Source organism: Kitasatospora sp. NPDC004745 (assembly GCF_042873275.1).
In the GTDB taxonomy this organism is placed as follows: Bacteria; Actinomycetota; Actinomycetes; order Streptomycetales; family Streptomycetaceae; genus Kitasatospora.
Genome location: NZ_JBIALK010000012.1, coordinates 84,775 through 102,877, shown reverse-complemented (window position 1 = coordinate 102,877; position 18,103 = coordinate 84,775). Strand labels below are relative to the sequence as shown.

Here is an 18,103-nt window from a genome sequence, read left to right as displayed (position 1 = left end):
GTGCGCGGATCCGGGCGTGCCCTCCGATCCTGCCGAGCGAGGCGATGCGAAGTATGAAGGCGACCCCCCTGCTGGGCTGGTACCGGGCCCTGGCCGTGGCGACCGGTACGGCGCTGCTGGTGTTCTGCGGCTTCATGGTCGCGAAGTACGGCTTCGACACCGCCGAGGACCTGACCACCTACGTCGCGATGCTGCACGGCTACCTGTACATCGGGTACTTCGTGGTGACCTTCCTGCTCGGGCAGAAGCTGAAGTGGCCGCTCGGCCGGATGGTCCTGACCCTGGCCGCCGGCTGCATCCCGTTCGCCTCGTTCGTCTTCGAGCGCAAGGTGGCGCGCGAGGCCGCCGAGCTGCTCGAGCCGGGCACCGGGGCCCGCCAGCCCGCCGGAGTCTGACCCGCGCGTTCGTCCGCCGAGAGCGCCCCTCCCCGCCCGGGGAGGGGCGCTCTCGGCGTTCCGGGGCGGGGATCCGCCGTTCGGCCCCGGTGGCCGTCGACAGGTGGTAGGACGTCCGAGTAAATTAGTAGGACGTCCTAATAGCTGTGCCGCCCCGGTGCCGTGGCGGCCGTACGGAGCGGAGTTCGGGGTCATGGACGCCGAGGAGATCGAGCGCGGACGGCAGCGCTGGCAGCAGCGGTACGACAAGGCCCGCACGCGGGACGCCGACTTCACCACCCTGTCCGGCGACGAGGTCGAGCCGGTCTACGGGCCCGCCCCCGGGCAGGCCGTCGAGGGCTTCGAGCGGATCGGCTGGCCGGGCGAGTACCCGTTCACCCGCGGGCTGCACCCCACGGGCTACCGGGGCCGCACCTGGACCATCCGCCAGTTCGCCGGCTTCGGCAACGCGCAGCAGACCAACGAGCGCTACCGGATGATCCTGGAGGCCGGCGGCGGAGGCCTCTCGGTCGCCTTCGACATGCCCACCCTGATGGGCTACGACTCCGACGACCCGAAGTCGCTCGGCGAGGTCGGCCACTGCGGCGTGGCCATCGACTCGGCCGCCGACATGGAGGTGCTGTTCGACGGCATCCCGCTCGGCGAGGTCACCACCTCGATGACGATCAGCGGCCCGGCCGTCCCGATCTTCTGCATGTACCTGGTCGCCGCCGAGCGCCAGGGCGTCGACCCGGCGGTGCTCAACGGCACCCTGCAGACGGACATCTTCAAGGAGTACATCGCCCAGAAGGAGTGGCTCTTCGCCCCCGAGCCGCACCTGCGGCTGATCGGCGACCTGATGGCCTACTGCGCCCAGGGCATCCCCGCCTACAAGCCGCTGTCTGTCTCCGGGTACCACATCCGGGAGGCCGGGGCGACGGCCGCGCAGGAGCTGGCGTACACCCTCGCCGACGGCTTCGCCTACGTCGAGCTGGGCCTCTCCCGCGGCCTGGACGTGGACGTCTTCGCGCCCGGCCTGTCCTTCTTCTTCGACGCGCACCTCGACTTCTTCGAGGAGATCGCCAAGTTCCGCGCCGCGCGCCGGATCTGGGCCCGCTGGATGCGCGACCGCTTCGGCGCCAAGACCGACAAGGCGCAGTGGCTGCGCTTCCACACCCAGACCGCCGGCGTCTCGCTCACCGCGCAGCAGCCGTACAACAACGTGGTCCGCACCGCCGTCGAGGCGCTGTCGGCCGTGCTGGGCGGCACCAACTCGCTGCACACCAACGCCCTGGACGAGACCCTGGCGCTGCCCTCGGAGCAGGCCGCCGAGATCGCCCTGCGCACCCAGCAGGTGCTGATGGAGGAGACCGGCGTCGCCAACGTGGCCGACCCGCTGGGGGGCTCCTGGTACGTCGAGGCGCTCACCGACCGGATCGAGCAGCAGGCCGAGGCGATCTTCCAGCGGATCCTGGACAAGGGGCACGAGGACCACGGGATCGGCCCGATCACCGCCGGCATCCTGCGCGGGATCGAGGAGGGCTGGTTCACCGGCGAGATCGCCGAGGCGGCCTTCCAGTACCAGCAGTCGGTGGAGAAGGGCGACAAGCGCGTCGTCGGCGTCAACTGCCACCCGCGCAGCGTCACCCCCGAGCTGGAGATCCTGCGGGTCAGCCACGAGGTCGAGCGCGAGCAGGTGCGGGTGCTGCGGGAGCGCAAGGCGGGCCGGGACGACGCGGCGGTGCGGGCCGGGCTGGACGCCATGCTGGCGGCCGCGCGCTCGGGCGAGTCGATGATCCCGCCGATGCTGGACGCGGTGCGCGCCGAGGCGACCCTGGGCGAGATCTGCAACGCGCTGCGCCAGGAGTGGGGCACCTACCAGGAGAACGCCGCCTTCTGACGGCCACCGGGCCCGGCGCCCCTCGGACGCCGGCGGAGCCGCCCCGCACGCACCCCGGTGCGGGGCGGCTCCGCCGTGTCCTCCCCCGGTCGGTCCCGAGCCTGTCTCGAGTCGGTCCTCAGCCGGTCCTCAGTCGGTCACCAGGCTCGGGAACGGCCCGAGCAGCAGGTTGGTGAACCGGCGGGTCCAGTCGGCGGTGATCGGCTCGCCGCTCACCAGGACGCGGTGCTCGACCGTCCCGGCGATGGTGTCGAAGATGATGTCGATCTCCTCGCAGGCCGTCTCCGGGTCGGTGTCCGGGGCGAGTTCGCCGCGGGTCTGGGCGGCCGCCCGGCCCTGCCGGACCAGCCGCTTCTGCGGGTCGACGATGGCCTCCCGGATCCGGCGGCGCAGCTGTGGGTCCCGGGTGCCCTCGGCGAAGAGCGCGAGCAGCGCGGCCTGGGTCTCGGGGCGGGCCAGCAGGTCGGCGAACTGGGCGACCACGGCCTCGATGTCGGCTCGCAGGCTCCCGAGGTCGGGCATCACCAGGTCGTCGAAGAGGCTGGCGACGGCGTCGACCACCAGCTCGTTCTTGGACGGCCAGCGGCGGTAGAGCGTGGTCTTGGCGACCTTGGCCCGGGTCGCGACGTGGCCCATGGTCAGCCCGCCCCAGCCGAGTTCGGCGAGGGCCTCGCGGGTGGCGTCGAGGATGGCGCGGTCGGCGGCGGCGCTGCGCGGTCTCCCCTTGGCCCTGGCCGCGGCGCCGGCCGCGGGGGCGGGGTCGTCCGCGGGCTCCGGGGCGGCGACGTCCGGGCTGGCGGGGGGCTGGGCGGCCGGCACCGGGCCTCCTTGCGCTTTACTGGTGAGTAACTTGGGCGGGGCTGGTAACGGTAGCGGCTGTCGGCCGATTCGGGCAGTCGGGCCGCCCGCGAAAGTGGGGCAGGTCACGTCCCCGAACCGCCGGAGGGGCTTGCGGGCGGGGGTCGGGCTCCAGTTACGCTACGACTCGTAGCGAAAGCAGTGACAACCAGGCGCCGCACCCGTGGGACGGGGCGGCGCGGGCGCGGGTGGGGATCCGCGCCGAACGGTTCAGGCTACCGGGGGAGGGGCACGGCGCCCGGGAACCCGCGCCGCGCGGCCCGCGCGGGGCGACTTTCCGGAGGTTGGTGCCCGCGAGCAGCGCGGACGGGGGAGGATGGTGCCATGCAGCCACGGAATTCGCGTCTCAACAGCTCCGCCCTGCGCGGTGCGGTCGACCTCGCCGCAGTGAAGGCAGCCGGCGAGGCTGCCCAGAAGGCCGAGCAGGCCCGGGTCGAGCGGGCCCGTCAGGCGGCCGCCGCCGAGGCGGCCGGAGTCGCCCCCGCCCAGCCCGCCCACGCGCTCGTCATCGACGTCACCGAGGACACCTTCGAGGCCGAGGTCGTCCAGCGGTCCACCGAGGTGCCGGTCGTCATCGACTTCTGGGCCGAGTGGTGCGGCCCCTGTAAGCAGCTCAGCCCCGTCCTGGAGGGCCTGGCCGAGGAGTACGCCGGCCGCTTCGTGCTCGCCAAGATCGACGTGGACGCCAACCCGCTGCTGTCCCAGCAGTTCGGCATCCAGGGCATCCCGGCCGTGATGGCCGTGGTGGCCGGCCAGCTGGTGCCGCTGTTCCAGGGCGCCGAGAGCGCGGCCAACGTCCGCAAGGTGCTGGACCAGCTGATCCTCGTCGCCGAGCAGCGCTTCGGCGTGGTCGGCGGCGCCGCGGCCCCGGGCGAGGCCCCGGCCGCCGCCCCGCAGCGCCCCGAGGACCCGGCGCTGGCCGCCGCGCACGACGCGCTGGACAGCGGCGACCTGGGCGGCGCCATCCAGGCCTACCGGAACGTGCTGGCCGACCAGCCGGGCAACACCGAGGCCGTGCTGGGCCTGGCCCAGGCCGAACTGCTGCAGCGGATCGAGGGCCTGGACCCGCAGGCCGTGCGCTCGGCGGCCGCGGCCGACCCGAAGGACGTCGCGGCCCAGCTGCGGGCGGCCGACCTGGACCTGGTGGGCGGTCACGTCGAGGACGCGTTCGGACGGCTGGTGGACACCGTCGGCCGGACCGCGGGCGAGGACCGGGACACCGCGCGGGTGCGCCTGCTGGAGCTCTTCGAGGTGATCGGCCCGGAGGACCCGCGGGTCACCGCGGCCCGGACGGCGCTGGCGCGCGTGCTGTTCTGACGCCGGTTCCGGGGTTCGCCCCGGGTGGTTCGCGGGGGCCCGCCCCGGCCGGTTCCGGGCCCGCCCCGGGCGTGCCGTGGCACGTCGGATGACCTGCGGTGTCGCCTGGTGATTTGGCGACAATCCGGTCAACCGGACAGAGGTTTACCAAATCTTGACAACACCCGTGGATGGTCACAGCTGGTGACCGTCCACGGGTGTTTCACTGCTGTTTCCGGCAGATTTCACCGTCACGTTTCCTTCAAGGCGTCACGCACGGTGCGCGAGGCGCCGATTCCATGATCGACGCCGCCGGGTGTTGCATTACCCGTCAGTAAGGAACCTCTTGTGCTTCGCCCGGGATTCGAGCACGATCGGCGACGCCCGGTCCCAGACTCCACGGCCCCCGACACACCGGTCGGTCACGAGGAGCGCGGGATCCCCACCGGGTGATCCGCCGGCCCCGGCCGGCGGTAGGGAGGGCAGGGGGGTATCCGCGGTCCCACGGCGGTTCCTGTCCTTTTTCCGGCCGCGCGGCCCTGCGCGGTCGCTGGTTGTCGCTCGGGGGTGATCGCCGATGTCGTCGGTCCTGCCCGCCGCCCCACAAGGACGGTCGGTGAAGGGACGGGAGTGCCGCAGCACGCAGGCCGCTCCCGCGTCCGACGACGCCCAAGGCGCTCTCCGCTACCGAGGACGTAGCTCTCTCCCATCCCAGGCCCCCACCGGCGCGGGACGCGCCGCCGGGGAGCCGGAGATGTACGTCCTAGAAGGAGGACTCGCATGTCCCAGACCCACGGCAAGACCCGCTGGAAGCGCTTCGCACTGGTGATGGTGCCGAGCGTCGCGGCCACCGCGATGGTCGGCGTCTCGATCGCCAACAGCGCGCTCGCCGCCTCGTTCAGCATCTCCGGCCAGCAGTTCAAGGTGAGCACCACTCACCTCGAGGGCACCCACTTCGCCCAGTTCGGCACCGTCGACATCGAGGCCAACGGCACGCCGCACCCGGTCGCCGTCTCGGCCTTCGACTCGGCCGACATCACCAACCTGTGCCAGTCGGTGGTGACCGACCTGTCGGCCTTCGGCCTCGGCAAGATCACCCTCCAGCTGAACGCCGGTGGCGCGGGCAGCAAGCCGGTGCACGCCGACAACCTGCTCATCGACCTGGAGCAGCTGAAGGCCGACGCGACCTTCAAGAACATCAACATCGGCCAGGACGCCTCCACCCTCTCGGGCTCGGCGACCCAGGGCTGGGCCCCGCACGGCGCCGTCACCAAGGCGGGCGGGGGCAAGGGTCTGCCGACCGGCGCCACCGGCTTCGCCCAGGCCGCCGACTCGGCCATCCTGGACAACGTCCAGCAGACCGCGCGCGCCACCTCGGCCGGCAACTTCGTGCTCAGCGGCCTGAACCTGTCGCTCAAGCACGGTGACGGTGCGGGCAACGAGTGCTTCTGAGCCCTGACTGACGGTGCGCCGGGCGGCGCACCCGATCGACGGGTCCTCCCGGGGCCGGGGGCGGCGGGCGACCGCCGTTCCCGGCCTCACCCCCATTTGTTTTCCCCCTCGTAGAGACGTCGAGGAGCTGCACCATGTCCAGCGCAACGGTCGAACCCCGGACCGGCCACCAGAACCCGATCGCCTGGCTCTGGCGGCACTTCCGAGAATTCCGCCGCACCAGGCCCTTCTGGGGCGGCCTGCTGGCCATGATCGCCGGCGCTCCGATCCTCTACTTCCCGTACGCCCACCTGTCGCTCGGCGGCGTGACCATCGCGATGTCCACCACCGCGGGCGCCGGGTCGCTGATCATCGGGGTCCTGATGATCATCCTCGGCCTGACCGGCTGGTTCCAGCCCGCCGTGCGGGTCTTCGCGGGCATCGCGACGATCCTGCTCACCCTGGTCTCCATCCCCGTCTCCAACCTGGCGGGTTTCGGCCTGGCGCTGCTGCCGGGCCTGATCGGCGGCGGGCTGCTGGTCTCCTGGGCGCCCCTTCCGGAGCCGACGGCCGAGTCGGCCAAGGGCTCGCGCCGGCGCCGGGGCAAGGGCGCCGAGGCCGCCGGGAACGCCGTCGCGGAGAGCGTCGCCACCGAGACCGCGCCCGAGACCGGGACCGGGAACGCGGCGGCGACCACCGCCGGGCCCGCGGGGACCACCACCGCCGGCCCCGCCGGCACGGCCGAGGCCGAGGCGGCGGCCGAGAGCGCCACCGCGGCGCCCACCGCCGAGCTGCCCGTCCAGGGCGGGGCGCCCGGGCCGGCCGCCGGCCCCGCCACGGCCACCGTCCCGCGCCAGGCCGCCGGGGACTCCGAGGAGGCGCGGTGACCACGTCGGAGGAGCAGCCGGGCGGCCAGGCCGTCCCCGCGCAGCGCTCCGGCCGGCACGCGGCGCCGCGCACCCCGGTCCGGGTCCGGCTGAGAGGCCGGGCGCTGGCGATGGCCGCGGTGCCGACGGCGCTGCTGATGGCCGCCGCGTACACCCCCAATCCGGCGGTCGCCGAGTCGTCGGCGGGCAAGCCCTGCGGCACCGCGCCCGCCGCCGTGCCGGACGTCGCGCCGGTGGAGACACCCGTCCCCAAGAGCGAGCTGCCCGAGCCGCCGCCCGGCCCGTCCACGGCGCCCTCCGCGCCCGCGACGACGCCCGCGGCACCGCCGTCGACGCCGCCCTCGACCGGTCCGAGCGCGCTCCCGACCACGACGCCGAGCGGCACGCCCGCCCCGCAGCCCTCCGCGCCGGCCGGCACGCCGAGCGCGAGCGCCACGCCGAGCGCCACCACCCCGGTGACGCCGCCGGCCGCCCGCACCGCCGCCACCGGCGGCGGCCCGGGCGCGGTGAGCGCGGTCTACCAGGGCACCGGTGCCGGCACCGGCACGGCCAGTCAGGCCGGGCTGATCGACGACATCGTGGGTGGCATCAACCACCTGCTGAACCCGAGCAGTTCGCCGAGCGCGACGCCGAGCGCCCAGCCGACCACCCCGGCGCCGGCCACCACCCAGGCCCCCGCCCCGGCCGCCCCGCGGATCGGGACGCCGGCCCAGCCCACCCCGCCGCAGACCCCGGCCTCCGGTGCGGCGACGGACCCGGCGCCCGCCGCGCAGCCGCCCGTCGCCTCGTCCTCCGGCGGCCCGGGCGGCCGGCCCTCGCCCGCCGCCGCGCCGTCCGCGGGCGCCGGGGCCACCGGCAGGGCCACCGGGAAGGCGAGCCCGAAGGCGGCGCCCTCCGCGGGCGCCTCCGGCACGGCCGCGCCGTCCGCCGGGGCCTCCGCGACGCCGTCCGGCTCGCCGTCCGCCAACCCCAACTGCGCGGTGGACACCCGGGGTCTGACGGCCGGTGCACCGGCCGGCGGGCAGGTCGTCCCGGAGCAGAACTGGACGCTGCTGACCAGCCGGCTGGCGCTGCACGGCGCGGCCTTCCACGGCGTCTACGACGTGAGGACGCCGACCGGCAGCAAGCGGGTCCTGAAGTTCGTGGTGTCGAGCGTCGACATCGACAACCTCGACATGTCGACCCTGGAGGGCAACGGCGTCACCTTCCACGTCCAGGGCGCCCCGGGCTCGACCTCGACCATGCGCAACGGCCCGGTCACCATGTACGTGGAGCGGCTGTCCGGCCACCTCGCCAAGGTGCTCGGCCTGCCGCTCCCGATCGACCTGGGCGAGATCACCCTCACCCCGGACACCCTGCCGCGCTGGCTGTACGACCTGATCGGCTCGATCCCGATCCCGCTGGACCTGGAGCTCACCGGGGTCACCGCCAAGCAGGCCGGCCAGTTCGGCGGCACGCTGACCATCCCCGGGATGCACCTGTTCAACGACAACGCGCCGTACAGCGACAAGTAGGGCCCGGACACGCCCGTGGGGCGGCCCTCCCGCACGGGAGGGCCGCCCCACGGGCGTTTTCCGCTACCGGGTGCTCACTCGCTCCGGGTGCCCAGGTGGTGCACCTGGACCATGTTGGTGTTGCCGGGGATGCCGGGCGGGGAGCCGGCGGTGACGATGACCGTCGCGCCCTCGGCGAGCCGGCCCATCTTCAGCAGCTCGCGGTCGACCTGGGCGACCATCTCGTCGGTGGTCTCGACCTGCTCGGTGACGTGCGCCTCGACGCCCCAGCTCAGCGAGAGCTGGCTGCGGGTGGCGGCGTCCGGGGTGAACGCGATCACCGGGATCGGCGAGCGGTAGCGGGACAGGCGGCGGGCGGTGTCACCGGACTTGGTGAACGCCACCAGTGCCTGGCCGTTCAGGAAGTCGCCGAGCTCGCACGCGGCGCGGGCGATGGAGCCGCCCTGGGTGCGCGGCTTGCGGCCCGGGTTGAGCGGCTGCAGGCCCTGGGAGACGAGCTCCTCCTCGGCCTTCTCGCAGATCCGGCTCATGGTGCGGACGGTCTCGACCGGGTACTTGCCCACGCTGGACTCGGCGGAGAGCATCACCGCGTCGGTGCCGTCCAGGATGGCGTTGGCGACGTCCGAGACCTCGGCGCGGGTCGGGCGCGAGGCGTGGATCATCGACTCCATCATCTGGGTGGCGACGATGACCGGCTTGGCGTTGCGGCGGGCCAGGGTGATCAGCTGCTTCTGGACCAGCGGCACCCGCTCCAGCGGGTACTCGACCGCCAGGTCGCCGCGGGCGACCATGATGGCGTCGAAGGCGAGGACGATCTCCTCCATGGCCTCGACGGCCTGCGGCTTCTCGATCTTGGCGATGACCGGCACCCGGATGCCGACCTCGTCCATGACCTCGTGGACGTCCTTGATGTCGGCCGCGTTGCGGACGAAGGACAGGGCGACCATGTCGACGCCCAGGCGGAGCGCGAAGCGCAGGTCGTCCTTGTCCTTCTCGGACAGGGCGGGCACGTTCACGGCCGCGCCGGGCAGGTTGATGCCCTTGTTGTTCGAGAGCACGCCGCCCTCGACCACCACGGTCCTCACCCGCGGGCCGTCGACGCTGACGACCTCCAGGGCGATGACGCCGTCGTTGATCAGGATCGGGTCGCCGGGCTTCACGTCGCCGGGCAGGCCCTTGTAGGTGGTGCCGCAGATGTGCTGGTCACCGGGGACGTCCTCGGTGGTGATGGTGAACTCGTCGCCGTTGTCGACGGTCACCGGGCCGTTGGCGAAGGTCGCCAGACGGATCTTGGGACCCTGGAGGTCGGCCAGGACGCCGATGGCCTTGCCGGTGTCCTCCGAGACCTGGCGGACCTTGCGGAACCGCTCCTCGTGGTCCGCGTGGTTGCCGTGGCTCATGTTCAGTCGGGCGACGTTCATGCCCGCCTCGACGATGGCCTTCAGCTGTTCGTAGGAGTCCGTCGCCGGACCCAGGGTGCAGACAATTTTCGCTCGGCGCATATGGGTCAGTCTATCCGTTCGTGTTATAGGTGCATTCGGCACGAATCGCGAGGAATCGCCGACGAAGGATTCCGCGGAGCGAGACGACGGTGTGTCAGTCCCCGGACCGTCTCACCCCTCGGACCGTTGGTGCACCAGGGCGAAGGCCTGGCGGGCGATCTCCAGTTCCTCGTCGGTGGGCACCACGGCGACCGCCACCCGGGAGTACGCCGGCGAGATGATCCTGGGCTCCGCGGAGCGCACCGAGTTCAGCTCGGGGTCGACCGCGATGCCCAGCTCGTCCAGCCCTGCGGTGGCCGCCGCGCGCACCGGCGCCGCATTCTCCCCGACACCCGCGGTGAACGCGATCGCGTCCACCCGGCCGAGCACCGCGTAGTAGCCGCCGACGTACTTGCGCAGCCGGTGCACGTACGCGTCGAAGGCCAGCCGGGCGTCCGCGTCCCCGGCCTCGGCCCGGCGCATGATCTCGCGCATGTCGTTGTCGCCGCACAGGCCGCGCAGGCCGCTGCGGCGGTTGAGCAGGTCGTCGATCTCGTCGACGGACAGTCCGCCGACCCGGTGCAGGTGGAACACCACGCCCGCGTCGATGTCACCCGAACGGGTGCCCATCACCAGGCCCTCCAGCGGGGTGAGGCCCATCGAGGTGTCCACGCACCGGCCGCCGGCGACTGCCGAGGCGGAGGCGCCGTTGCCCAGGTGCAGCACGATCACGTTCACCTCGGCCGGGTCCTTGCCGAGCAGCCGGGCGGTGGCCCGCGAGACGTACTGGTGCGAGGTGCCGTGGAAGCCGTACCGGCGCACCCGGTGCTCGTCCGCGACGCCACGGTCGATCGCGTACCGGGCCGCGTACTCGGGCATCGAGGCGTGGAAGGCGGTGTCGAAGACGGCCACCTGGGGGAGGTCCGGGCGCAGCGCCCGCGCCACCTCGATGCCGGTGATGTTGGCCGGGTTGTGCAGCGGGGCGACCGGGATCAGCCGGCGGACCTCCCGGAGCACCTCGTCGGTGATCACGGTCGGCTCGGTGAACCGCTTGCCGCCGTGCACCACCCGGTGGCCGATCGCGGCCAGCTCCGGGGAGTCCAGCCCGACCCCGTCGGCGGCGAGCTCCTCGGCGACGGCCTTCAGCGCGGCCGAGTGGTCCGGGAAGACCTGCACGGCCTCGCGCGGCCCGCCCGAGCGCGGGGTGTGCACCAGCCGGCCGCTCGGCTCACCGATCCGCTCGACCAGCCCGGAGGCGAGCCGGGCGCCGTCCAGCATGTCGATCAGCTGGTACTTCACCGACGAGGAGCCGGCGTTCAGCACGAGGACGCGGGTACCTTCGGTCATGCCTGCGGCTCCTTGCGGTCCTGGGACTGGATGGCGGTGATCGCGACGGTGTTGACGATGTCCTCGACCAGTGCGCCGCGGGAGAGGTCGTTGACGGGCTTGCGCAGGCCCTGCAGCACCGGCCCGACCGCCACCGCGCCCGCCGAGCGCTGGACCGCCTTGTAGGTGTTGTTGCCGGTGTTGAGGTCCGGGAAGATCAGCACGGTGGCCCGGCCGGCCACCGGCGAGCCGGGCAGCTTGGTCGCCGCGACGTGCTCGTCCACCGCCGCGTCGTACTGGATCGGGCCCTCGACCAGGATGTCCGGCCGAAGCTCGCGGACGAGCTCGGTGGCCTTGCGGACCTTGTCGACGTCGGCGCCGGAGCCGGACGTGCCGGTCGAGTACGAGAGCATCGCGACCCGCGGCTCCACCCCGAACTGCGCGGCCGTGGCGGCGGACTGGATCGCGATGTCCGCCAGCTGCTGGGCGTCCGGATCCGGGTTGACGGCGCAGTCGCCGTACACCAGCACCCGGTCCGCCAGGCACATGAAGAAGACGCTCGACACGATCGCCGCGCCCGGCGAGGTCTTGATCACCTCGAACGCGGGCCGGATGGTGGCCGCGGTGGAGTGCACCGCGCCGGAGACCATCCCGTCCGCGATGCCCTCCTGCACCATCAGGGTGCCGAAGTAGGAGACGTCCGTCACGACGTCCAGCGCCAGCTCGACGGTCATCCCCTTGTGCGCGCGCAGCCGGGCGTACAGCTCGGCGAACTGGCGGCGCAGCGGGCTGGTGGTCGGGTCGACGACCCGGACCTGCGCCCGGTCGGCGTCCGGCTGCTCCTGCGGGAGGTTGATCCCGAGCCCCGCGGCCTTGCGGCGCACCGCGTCGACCTCGCCGAGCAGGGTGAGGTCGCAGATGTTGCGCCGCAGCAGGATCTCCGCCGCGCGCAGCACCCGCTCCTCGGTGCCCTCCGGCAGGACGACGTGCCGCCGGCCGGCCCGGGCCCGCTCCAGCAGCTCGTGCTCGAACATCATCGGGGTGACCCGCTCGGACCGGCCGACCTCGATCCGGCTGGTCAGCTCGACGGTGTCGACGTGCAGTTCGAACAGGCCCAGGGCGATCTCGGCCTTCCGCGGACTGGCCGCGGTGAGCTTGCCCTCCAGGTGGGTCAGCGTGGCGGCGGTCGGCCAGCTGCCCTCCGGGACGACCGCCACCGGGGTGCCCGGGGCGAGCCGCGCGGCCAGCGCCATCACGTTCGGGCCGGGGTGCTGGCCGAGCGTCAGCAGCACGCCGGCGATCGGCGGTGCCCCGGCGGCGTGCGCGGCCAGCGAGCCGATCACCAGGTCGGCGCGGTCCCCGGGGGTGACGACCAGGGCGCCCTCGGTCAGCGCGTCCAGGAAGGTCGGCAGCATGGCGCCGCCGAAGACGAAGCCGCGGACGTCGCGGGCCAGGCCGGCCGCGTCCCCGAGCAGCACCTCGGCGCCGGTCGCCTCGACCAGCTGGGCGACGGTCGGCGCCGCCAGCGCGGGCTCCTCCGGGATGACGTAGGCGGGGATCGGCAGCTTCTCGGTCAGCTTGCGCTGGATCCGCTGCTTGGCGCCCGGGGCGACCCGGTTGGCGACCATCGCCAGCGTCTCGCAGCCCAGGTCGGTGTACGCCCGGTGGGCGTTGCGGACCTCGGCGACCACGGCCTCCGGGTCCTCGGCGTGCCCGCCGACCACCGGCAGCACGGCCGCGCCGAACTCGTTCGCCAGCCGGGCGTTGAAGGCCAGCTCGTCCGGGATGTTGGTGTCGGCGAAGTCGGTGCCGAGCACCAGCACCGCCTGGCAGCGCCGCTCCAGCGCGCGGAACCGGTCCACCAGCGTGGACACCAGCTCGTCCTGCCCCTGCGCGGCCTGCAGGGCGGCCGCCTCCTCGTACGTCAGCCCGTACAGCTCGGCCGCCGGCAGGTCGATCCGGTAGCGCCCGCGCAGCAGCTCCACCACGTGGTCCGAGCCCACCGCCCCGGGCGCGTGCGCGTGCACCAGCGGCCGGAACACCCCGACCCGGTCCACCTGGCGGGTGAGCAGTTCCATGACCCCGAGTTCGACGGCCTGGCGGCCGTCCCCCCGGTCGATCCCGGTCACGTACACGCTGCGCGCCACGCCGGATTCTCCGTCCCGTCGTCTCAGCTGGTGGTCATGTCGACCATACCTTCGCACCACGAACACCCGCCCGCGAGCAGAGGCGGGCCGGAGCGGCAAGGGACGAAGGTCCTGCAGGGGGCGCCGGTGGTCAGTACCCGGCGTTGGTGATTTCCGAGCCGCCCAGCTCCACCGTCCGCCCGCTGACGAAGGCCTCCGACACGCGCCGGTCCACCAGCCAGCCGTGCGGGTGCACGAGGGCGCCGTTGCGGCCCGGGGTCCAGCCGTCGGCGGCGAGCGCGGCCCGCAGGCGGGCCTCCACCTGGTCGGCCGTCACGCCTGCGGGGCTGCCGATGGTGAGGGTCCGGGAGCAGAAGTTCGAGCCGCAGTAGCCCCCGTCGTCGTGCTCGACGGTCACCCCGGGTGGCAGCGGCATCTCGGCGGCGCTCGGGAGGAAGGCGGTTGGGGCGAAAGCCCCGTATCCGAACGCGATCGCCGAGCCCGCCAGGGCGTGGGCGGTGATCGCGACGGCCGATCCGGCCACCGGGTGGTCGTACTCCTTCGCGGGCCGGGGGCCGCGCAGACGCCGCTCGGCCAGCCCGCCCGCGAGGACCACCAGGCCGGCGGCGATCGGATAGCCGGCCTCGACCTCGGCGGCGGCGCGGGTGAAGTACCAGTCCTGCGCCAGGCCGACGAGCGCGAGGGCCAGACCGGCGAGGATGGCGAAGACGGCCACCCCGACCGTCCGGGTGCGGACCAGGAACGCCCAGCAGACCGTGGGCAACAGAAGATAGAGCAGTTCCAGTACCAGCAACACCTGCAAGCCCCCCGCCTGCTGACGATCTGTCCCAGGCGGGGAGCCTAGGCGATCACGCCGGGCGGAGCCAGAGGGTGGCGAGCGGGGGGAGGACGAGTTCGGCGGAGCGGGGCTGGCCGTCGCGGGCGACGGGTTCGGCCTTGACCGGGTGGGAGTTGCCGATGCCGCTGCCGCCGTAGGCCTCGTCGTCGGTGTTGAGCAGCTCCTCCCAGAGCTGGTCGCGGCCGTCCAGGGCGGGCAGGCCGACCCGGTGGCCGTGCCGGACGACGGGGGAGAAGTTGCAGACCGCGACGAGCGGGGAGCCGTCGGCGGCGTAGCGGACGAAGGACAGCAGGTTGTCCTCGGCGGCGCCGCCGTCGAGCCAGCGGAAGCCGTCCGGGGTGGTGTCGCGCTCCCAGAGGGCGGGGGTGTCGAGGTAGTGCCGGTTGAGGTCGCGGACCAGGCGACGCACGCCCAGGTGTTCCCGGTGGGCCGGCCACTGCTCGTCGAGCACCCACCACTGCGGGCCCTGCTCGTGGTCCCACTCCGCGCCCTGGGCGAACTCCTGGCCCATGAAGAGGAGCTGCTTGCCCGGGTGGGACCACATGAAGCCCAGGTAGGCGCGGTGGTTGGCGCGCTGCTGCCACCAGTCGCCGGGCATCTTGGAGACGAGGGACTGCTTGCCGTGCACCACCTCGTCGTGGGAGATCGGCAGGACGTAGTTCTCCGAGTAGGCGTACACCATCGAGAAGGTGATCTCGTTGTGGTGGTACTTGCGGTGCACCGGCTCCTTGGACATGTAGACCAGCGAGTCGTGCATCCAGCCCATGTTCCACTTGAGGCCGAAGCCGAGGCCGCCGCCGTCGGTGGGGCGGGTGACGCCGTCCCAGGCGGTGGACTCCTCGGCGATGGTGACGACCCCGGGGCAGCGCCGGTAGACGGTGGCGTTCATCTCCTGCAGGAACGCGGCCGCGTCCAGGTTCTCCCGGCCGCCGTACTGGTTGGGCGTCCAGGCGCCGCCCTCGCGGGAGTAGTCGAGGTAGAGCATCGAGGCGACGGCGTCGACCCGCAGGCCGTCGATGTGGAACTCCTCGCACCAGTAGACCGCGTTGGCGACGAGGAAGTTGCGCACCTCGGTGCGGCCGTAGTCGAACTCCAGGGTGCCCCAGTCGGGGTGTTCGGCGCGCAGCGGGTCGGCGGGCTCGTAGAGCGGCTCGCCGTCGAAGCGGGCGAGCGCGAAGCCGTCCTTGGGGAAGTGGGCGGGCACCCAGTCGACGATCACGCCGATGCCGTGCTGGTGCAGGGTGTCGACCAGGTACCGGAAGTCGTCGGGGCTGCCGAGCCGGGCGGTGGGGGCGTAGTAGCCGGACACCTGGTAGCCCCAGGAGCCGCCGAAGGGGTGTTCCATGACCGGCATGAACTCCACGTGGGTGAAGTTCAGCTCCTTGAGGTAGCGCGGCAGCTCCTCGGCGATCTCGCGGTAGCCGGTGAGGTCGGGCCGCCAGGAGGCCAGGTGCAGCTCGTAGACGGACATCGGCGCCCGGTGGTGCGCGGCGCGGGCCCGCCGGGCCATCCACTCGCCGTCCTGCCAGGTGTGGCGGGAGGCGGTGACCACCGAGGCGGTGCCGGGCGGGCACTGGGCGGCGCGGGCCAGCGGGTCGGCCTTGTCGAGCACCCAGCCCTGCCGGGTGTGGATCTCGTACTTGTAGGCGGCACCCTCGCCGAGGCCGGGGACGAAGAGTTCCCAGACGCCGGAGGAGCCGAGCGAGCGCATCGGGTGCCCGGTGCCGTTCCAGTGGTTGAAGTCGCCGATCAGCCGGACCCCGACGGCGTTCGGGGCCCAGACCGCGAAGGCGGTGCCGGCGACGCCGTCGACGGTGCGCAGGTGCGAGCCGAGGGCCTGCCAGAGCTGCTCGTGCCGGCCCTCGGAGATCAGGTGCAGGTCGAGCTCGCCGAGGGTGGGCGGGCAGCGGTAGCCGTCGTGCTGGAGCAGCGGTTCGCCGCCGGGGTAGCCGACCAGCAGCCGGTAGTCCGGGACGCTGCCGCCGGTCACCAGGCCGGTGAACAGGCCGCCCTGCTGGTGGGTGAGTTCGGCCGGGCCCTGGTCGGTCTCGACGACCACCCGGTCGGCGAAGGGGCGCAGCACCCGGATCGCGGTGCCGCCGTGCACCGGGTGGGCACCGAGCAGGGCGTGCGGGTCGTGGTGCTGTCCGCCGACCAGCCGGTCCACCTCGGACGGGGGCAGGGGCGCCTCGGGCAGCCGCAGCACCGCGGCGCGCCCGCCGGGCCCGGCGGGCGCCGCCACCGCGTCGGCGCGCTCCGGGCCGCCCGGATCCGCGCAGCCCGGATCCGCGCCGGCCGGGTCTGCGCCGTCGGTGCGTCGCTCGCCGTCGCCGTCTTCGTCGGCGGCGCTGCGCGCCCCGGCACGGGGCGGGCCGGCCAGGAAGGTGGCCGGTACGGGGCGGGTGGTGCGGCCGGGCGGGTCGAGCGGCGTCACGGCTGGGTCCTCCTGCGGCGGGGGTGGGCTGAGCTCCTGGGCGGCGGAACCGGGGTCGGGCGGGTCAGACGGTGAGGGCGAGCCGGTTGATCGCGGCGAGCGGGATCGGCAGCCAGCTCGGGCGGTGCCGGGCCTCGTACACCACCTCGTACACGGCCTTGTCGATCTCGAGCGCCCGCATCAGCTCGGGGGAGGCGGCCGGGTCGGCGCCGCCGCCGGCGGTGTAGCCGGCGCAGAAGGCGGTGCGGTTGCGCTGGGCCCAGGCGGCGGCCAGGTGGGCGAGCTCCGGGTCGACGGGGCCGCCGGCCAGCAGGTGGGCGGCGGCGTAGTCGAAGGAGCGGAGCATGGCGGCGACGTCGCGCAGCGCGGGCTGCGGTTCGCGACGTTCGTTGACGGACTTGGCGGGTTCGCCCTCGAAGTCCAGCAGCACCCAGCCGTGCGGGGTGCGCATGGCCTGGCCCAGGTGCAGGTCGCCGTGGATGCGCTGGACGGGCAGGCCGTCGGGGTGGGCGTCGGCGAGCTGTTGGAAGGCGCTGCGCAGCGCGGCCCGGTAGCGCAGCAGGCCAGGGACGGCGGCGACGGCGCTGTCCAGCCGGTCGGCCATGGTGGTGGCGAGCATGCGGGTCTGGGTGCGGTCGAGGCGGGCGACCGGCATGGAGCGGGCCAGTACCCGGTGGACCTCGGCGGTGGCGCGGCCGAGCCGGTGGGCCTCGATGGCGAAGTTGCCGGGGGACGGGTCGCCCTTGAGCCGGCCGACCTGGTCGAGGGCGAGCTCCCAGCCGTCCTCGGCGTCCGGCAGGTAGCGCTGCAGCAGGCCGAGGGTGGCGGGTTCGGCGCGTTCCATCCGGCTCTCGAACCAGGCGGCGACCCGGGGGATCCGGGTGGAGCCGGCCCGGGAGAGGGCGAGGGAGAGTTCGAGGTCGGGGTTGGTGCCGGGGTGGATGCGCCGGAACAGCTTGAGGATGTAGGAGGTGCCGTAGATGACGGAGCTGTTGGACTGCTCGGCGGTGGAGGCGCGGCCGGGGAGGTTGGCGGGGAGCCCGGAGCCGGGGGTGCGGCGGAAGGCGAGGGAGCCGAAGCGGTCGCCGGTGGCGAGGTGCTCCAGCAGCCGTCCGGTGAGCTCCGGGTCGTGCACCGCGTCGTAGAGCGCCGCGCCGTCGTACGGGCCCTGGCTGAGCCGGCCGAGCACGGCGCCGGGGTCGATGTCCGCGGAGCCGTGGGAGCGGATGCCGAGCAGTAGTTGGTAGATGTCGCCGTGCGGGGCGCCGGCCGTGGTGGCGTGTTCGACCCGCAGCAGCAGGTGCAGCAGGGCCGGGTCGCCGACCTGCAGCGGGGTGCCGACCACGGGGGTGAGGCCGGTGATGGGCCGTCCCTTCCCGGCGTACCAGCGCTGGGTGGGGAGCCACTCGGCGATCAGCGGCAGGGCCGCCTGGACGAGTTCGCTGACCCCCAGGGCGGTTCTCCGGGCCCCGGTGCTCCGCGCGGCGGCCGGCGCGGCGGAGCCGGCCGGGGCGTCGTGCTGCACGTGGGCTTGAGAACGGGAGGTTTCGGACATGACTCCCTTTCCCCGGAAGCGGGCGGACTGCCCGACGGGTCTGGCCGGGTCCGTCAGTCTTC

13 protein-coding genes are annotated in these 18,103 nt (G+C 73.6%); 6 read left to right on the top strand and 7 right to left on the bottom strand.

Annotated features, from left to right (window positions below; translation table 11 throughout):
• Window positions 1-53: 53 nt before the first annotated feature.
• Both ACFYUY_RS20620 and ACFYUY_RS20615 read left to right on the top strand, forming a co-directional pair.
• A complete protein-coding gene (locus ACFYUY_RS20620; protein WP_360204689.1) occupies window positions 54-395 on the top strand; it encodes a DUF3817 domain-containing protein in 342 nt (113 codons plus the stop codon).
• A gap of 193 nt (window positions 396-588) precedes the next feature.
• On the top strand, window positions 589-2,274 hold the full coding sequence (locus ACFYUY_RS20615; RefSeq protein ID WP_360204692.1) for a methylmalonyl-CoA mutase family protein: 1,686 nt from the start codon (window positions 589-591) through the stop codon (window positions 2,272-2,274).
• Window positions 2,275-2,403: 129 nt separating this feature from the next.
• Here the strand turns inward: ACFYUY_RS20615 and ACFYUY_RS20610 are convergent, their stop codons facing one another.
• The gene (locus ACFYUY_RS20610) at window positions 2,404-3,093 is read right to left on the bottom strand and encodes a TetR/AcrR family transcriptional regulator (RefSeq protein ID WP_387902232.1); all 690 of its coding nucleotides are present in this window, start codon (window positions 3,091-3,093) and stop codon (window positions 2,404-2,406) included.
• A 363-nt stretch (window positions 3,094-3,456) separates the two neighbouring features.
• On the opposite strand from ACFYUY_RS20610, the gene ACFYUY_RS20605 reads away from it, so the two are divergent.
• The 4 genes from ACFYUY_RS20605 (at window position 3,457) to ACFYUY_RS20590 (ending at window position 8,260) form a co-directional block, all read left to right on the top strand.
• Complete coding sequence (locus ACFYUY_RS20605; RefSeq protein WP_360204695.1) at window positions 3,457-4,449, top strand: tetratricopeptide repeat protein; 993 nt, start codon at window positions 3,457-3,459, stop codon at window positions 4,447-4,449.
• Between the two features lie 759 nt (window positions 4,450-5,208).
• Complete coding sequence (locus ACFYUY_RS20600; protein ID WP_360204698.1) at window positions 5,209-5,880, top strand: DUF6230 family protein; 672 nt, start codon at window positions 5,209-5,211, stop codon at window positions 5,878-5,880.
• A gap of 134 nt (window positions 5,881-6,014) precedes the next feature.
• Window positions 6,015-6,746 (top strand): DUF6114 domain-containing protein, encoded by a 732-nt coding sequence (locus ACFYUY_RS20595; RefSeq protein ID WP_387902229.1) that lies wholly within the window; start codon window positions 6,015-6,017, stop codon window positions 6,744-6,746.
• Complete coding sequence (locus ACFYUY_RS20590) at window positions 6,743-8,260, top strand: hypothetical protein (RefSeq protein WP_387902226.1); 1,518 nt, start codon at window positions 6,743-6,745, stop codon at window positions 8,258-8,260. Before ACFYUY_RS20595 ends, ACFYUY_RS20590 begins: the two co-directional genes overlap by 4 nt.
• A gap of 74 nt (window positions 8,261-8,334) precedes the next feature.
• Here the strand turns inward: ACFYUY_RS20590 and pyk are convergent, their stop codons facing one another.
• From pyk to ACFYUY_RS20560, 6 genes are all read right to left on the bottom strand, one after another.
• Entirely contained in the window at window positions 8,335-9,762 is a 1,428-nt protein-coding gene (gene pyk, locus ACFYUY_RS20585; RefSeq protein WP_360204703.1) for a pyruvate kinase, read from the bottom strand.
• A 111-nt stretch (window positions 9,763-9,873) separates the two neighbouring features.
• Window positions 9,874-11,088 (bottom strand): acetate kinase, encoded by a 1,215-nt coding sequence (locus tag ACFYUY_RS20580; RefSeq protein WP_360204706.1) that lies wholly within the window; start codon window positions 11,086-11,088, stop codon window positions 9,874-9,876.
• Window positions 11,085-13,214: a phosphate acetyltransferase gene (pta, locus tag ACFYUY_RS20575; RefSeq protein ID WP_360204709.1), complete on the bottom strand. Its 2,130-nt coding sequence runs from the start codon at window positions 13,212-13,214 to the stop codon at window positions 11,085-11,087. Before pta ends, ACFYUY_RS20580 begins: the two co-directional genes overlap by 4 nt.
• Window positions 13,215-13,344: 130 nt before the next feature.
• The gene (locus ACFYUY_RS20570) at window positions 13,345-14,010 is read right to left on the bottom strand and encodes a hypothetical protein (protein ID WP_387902222.1); all 666 of its coding nucleotides are present in this window, start codon (window positions 14,008-14,010) and stop codon (window positions 13,345-13,347) included.
• Between the two features lie 52 nt (window positions 14,011-14,062).
• Complete coding sequence (gene glgB, locus ACFYUY_RS20565) at window positions 14,063-16,486, bottom strand: 1,4-alpha-glucan branching enzyme (RefSeq protein WP_387902219.1); 2,424 nt, start codon at window positions 16,484-16,486, stop codon at window positions 14,063-14,065.
• A gap of 64 nt (window positions 16,487-16,550) precedes the next feature.
• Window positions 16,551-18,041: a phosphotransferase gene (locus tag ACFYUY_RS20560; RefSeq protein WP_360204717.1), complete on the bottom strand. Its 1,491-nt coding sequence runs from the start codon at window positions 18,039-18,041 to the stop codon at window positions 16,551-16,553.
• Window positions 18,042-18,103: the final 62 nt, after the last annotated feature.

What these genes read in the sequence shown, in the direction of transcription:
- ACFYUY_RS20620 (WP_360204689.1), top strand. Translation starts at nt 54, where the DNA reads ATGAAGGCGACCCCCCTGCTGGGCTGGTACCGGGCCCTGGCCGTGGCG.
- ACFYUY_RS20615 (WP_360204692.1), top strand. Translation starts at nt 589, where the DNA reads ATGGACGCCGAGGAGATCGAGCGCGGACGGCAGCGCTGGCAGCAGCGG.
- ACFYUY_RS20605 (WP_360204695.1), top strand. Translation starts at nt 3,457, where the DNA reads ATGCAGCCACGGAATTCGCGTCTCAACAGCTCCGCCCTGCGCGGTGCG.
- ACFYUY_RS20600 (WP_360204698.1), top strand. Translation starts at nt 5,209, where the DNA reads ATGTCCCAGACCCACGGCAAGACCCGCTGGAAGCGCTTCGCACTGGTG.
- ACFYUY_RS20595 (WP_387902229.1), top strand. Translation starts at nt 6,015, where the DNA reads ATGTCCAGCGCAACGGTCGAACCCCGGACCGGCCACCAGAACCCGATC.
- pyk (WP_360204703.1), bottom strand. Translation starts at nt 9,762, where the DNA reads ATGCGCCGAGCGAAAATTGTCTGCACCCTGGGTCCGGCGACGGACTCC.
- ACFYUY_RS20580 (WP_360204706.1), bottom strand. Translation starts at nt 11,088, where the DNA reads ATGACCGAAGGTACCCGCGTCCTCGTGCTGAACGCCGGCTCCTCGTCG.
- ACFYUY_RS20560 (WP_360204717.1), bottom strand. Translation starts at nt 18,041, where the DNA reads ATGTCCGAAACCTCCCGTTCTCAAGCCCACGTGCAGCACGACGCCCCG.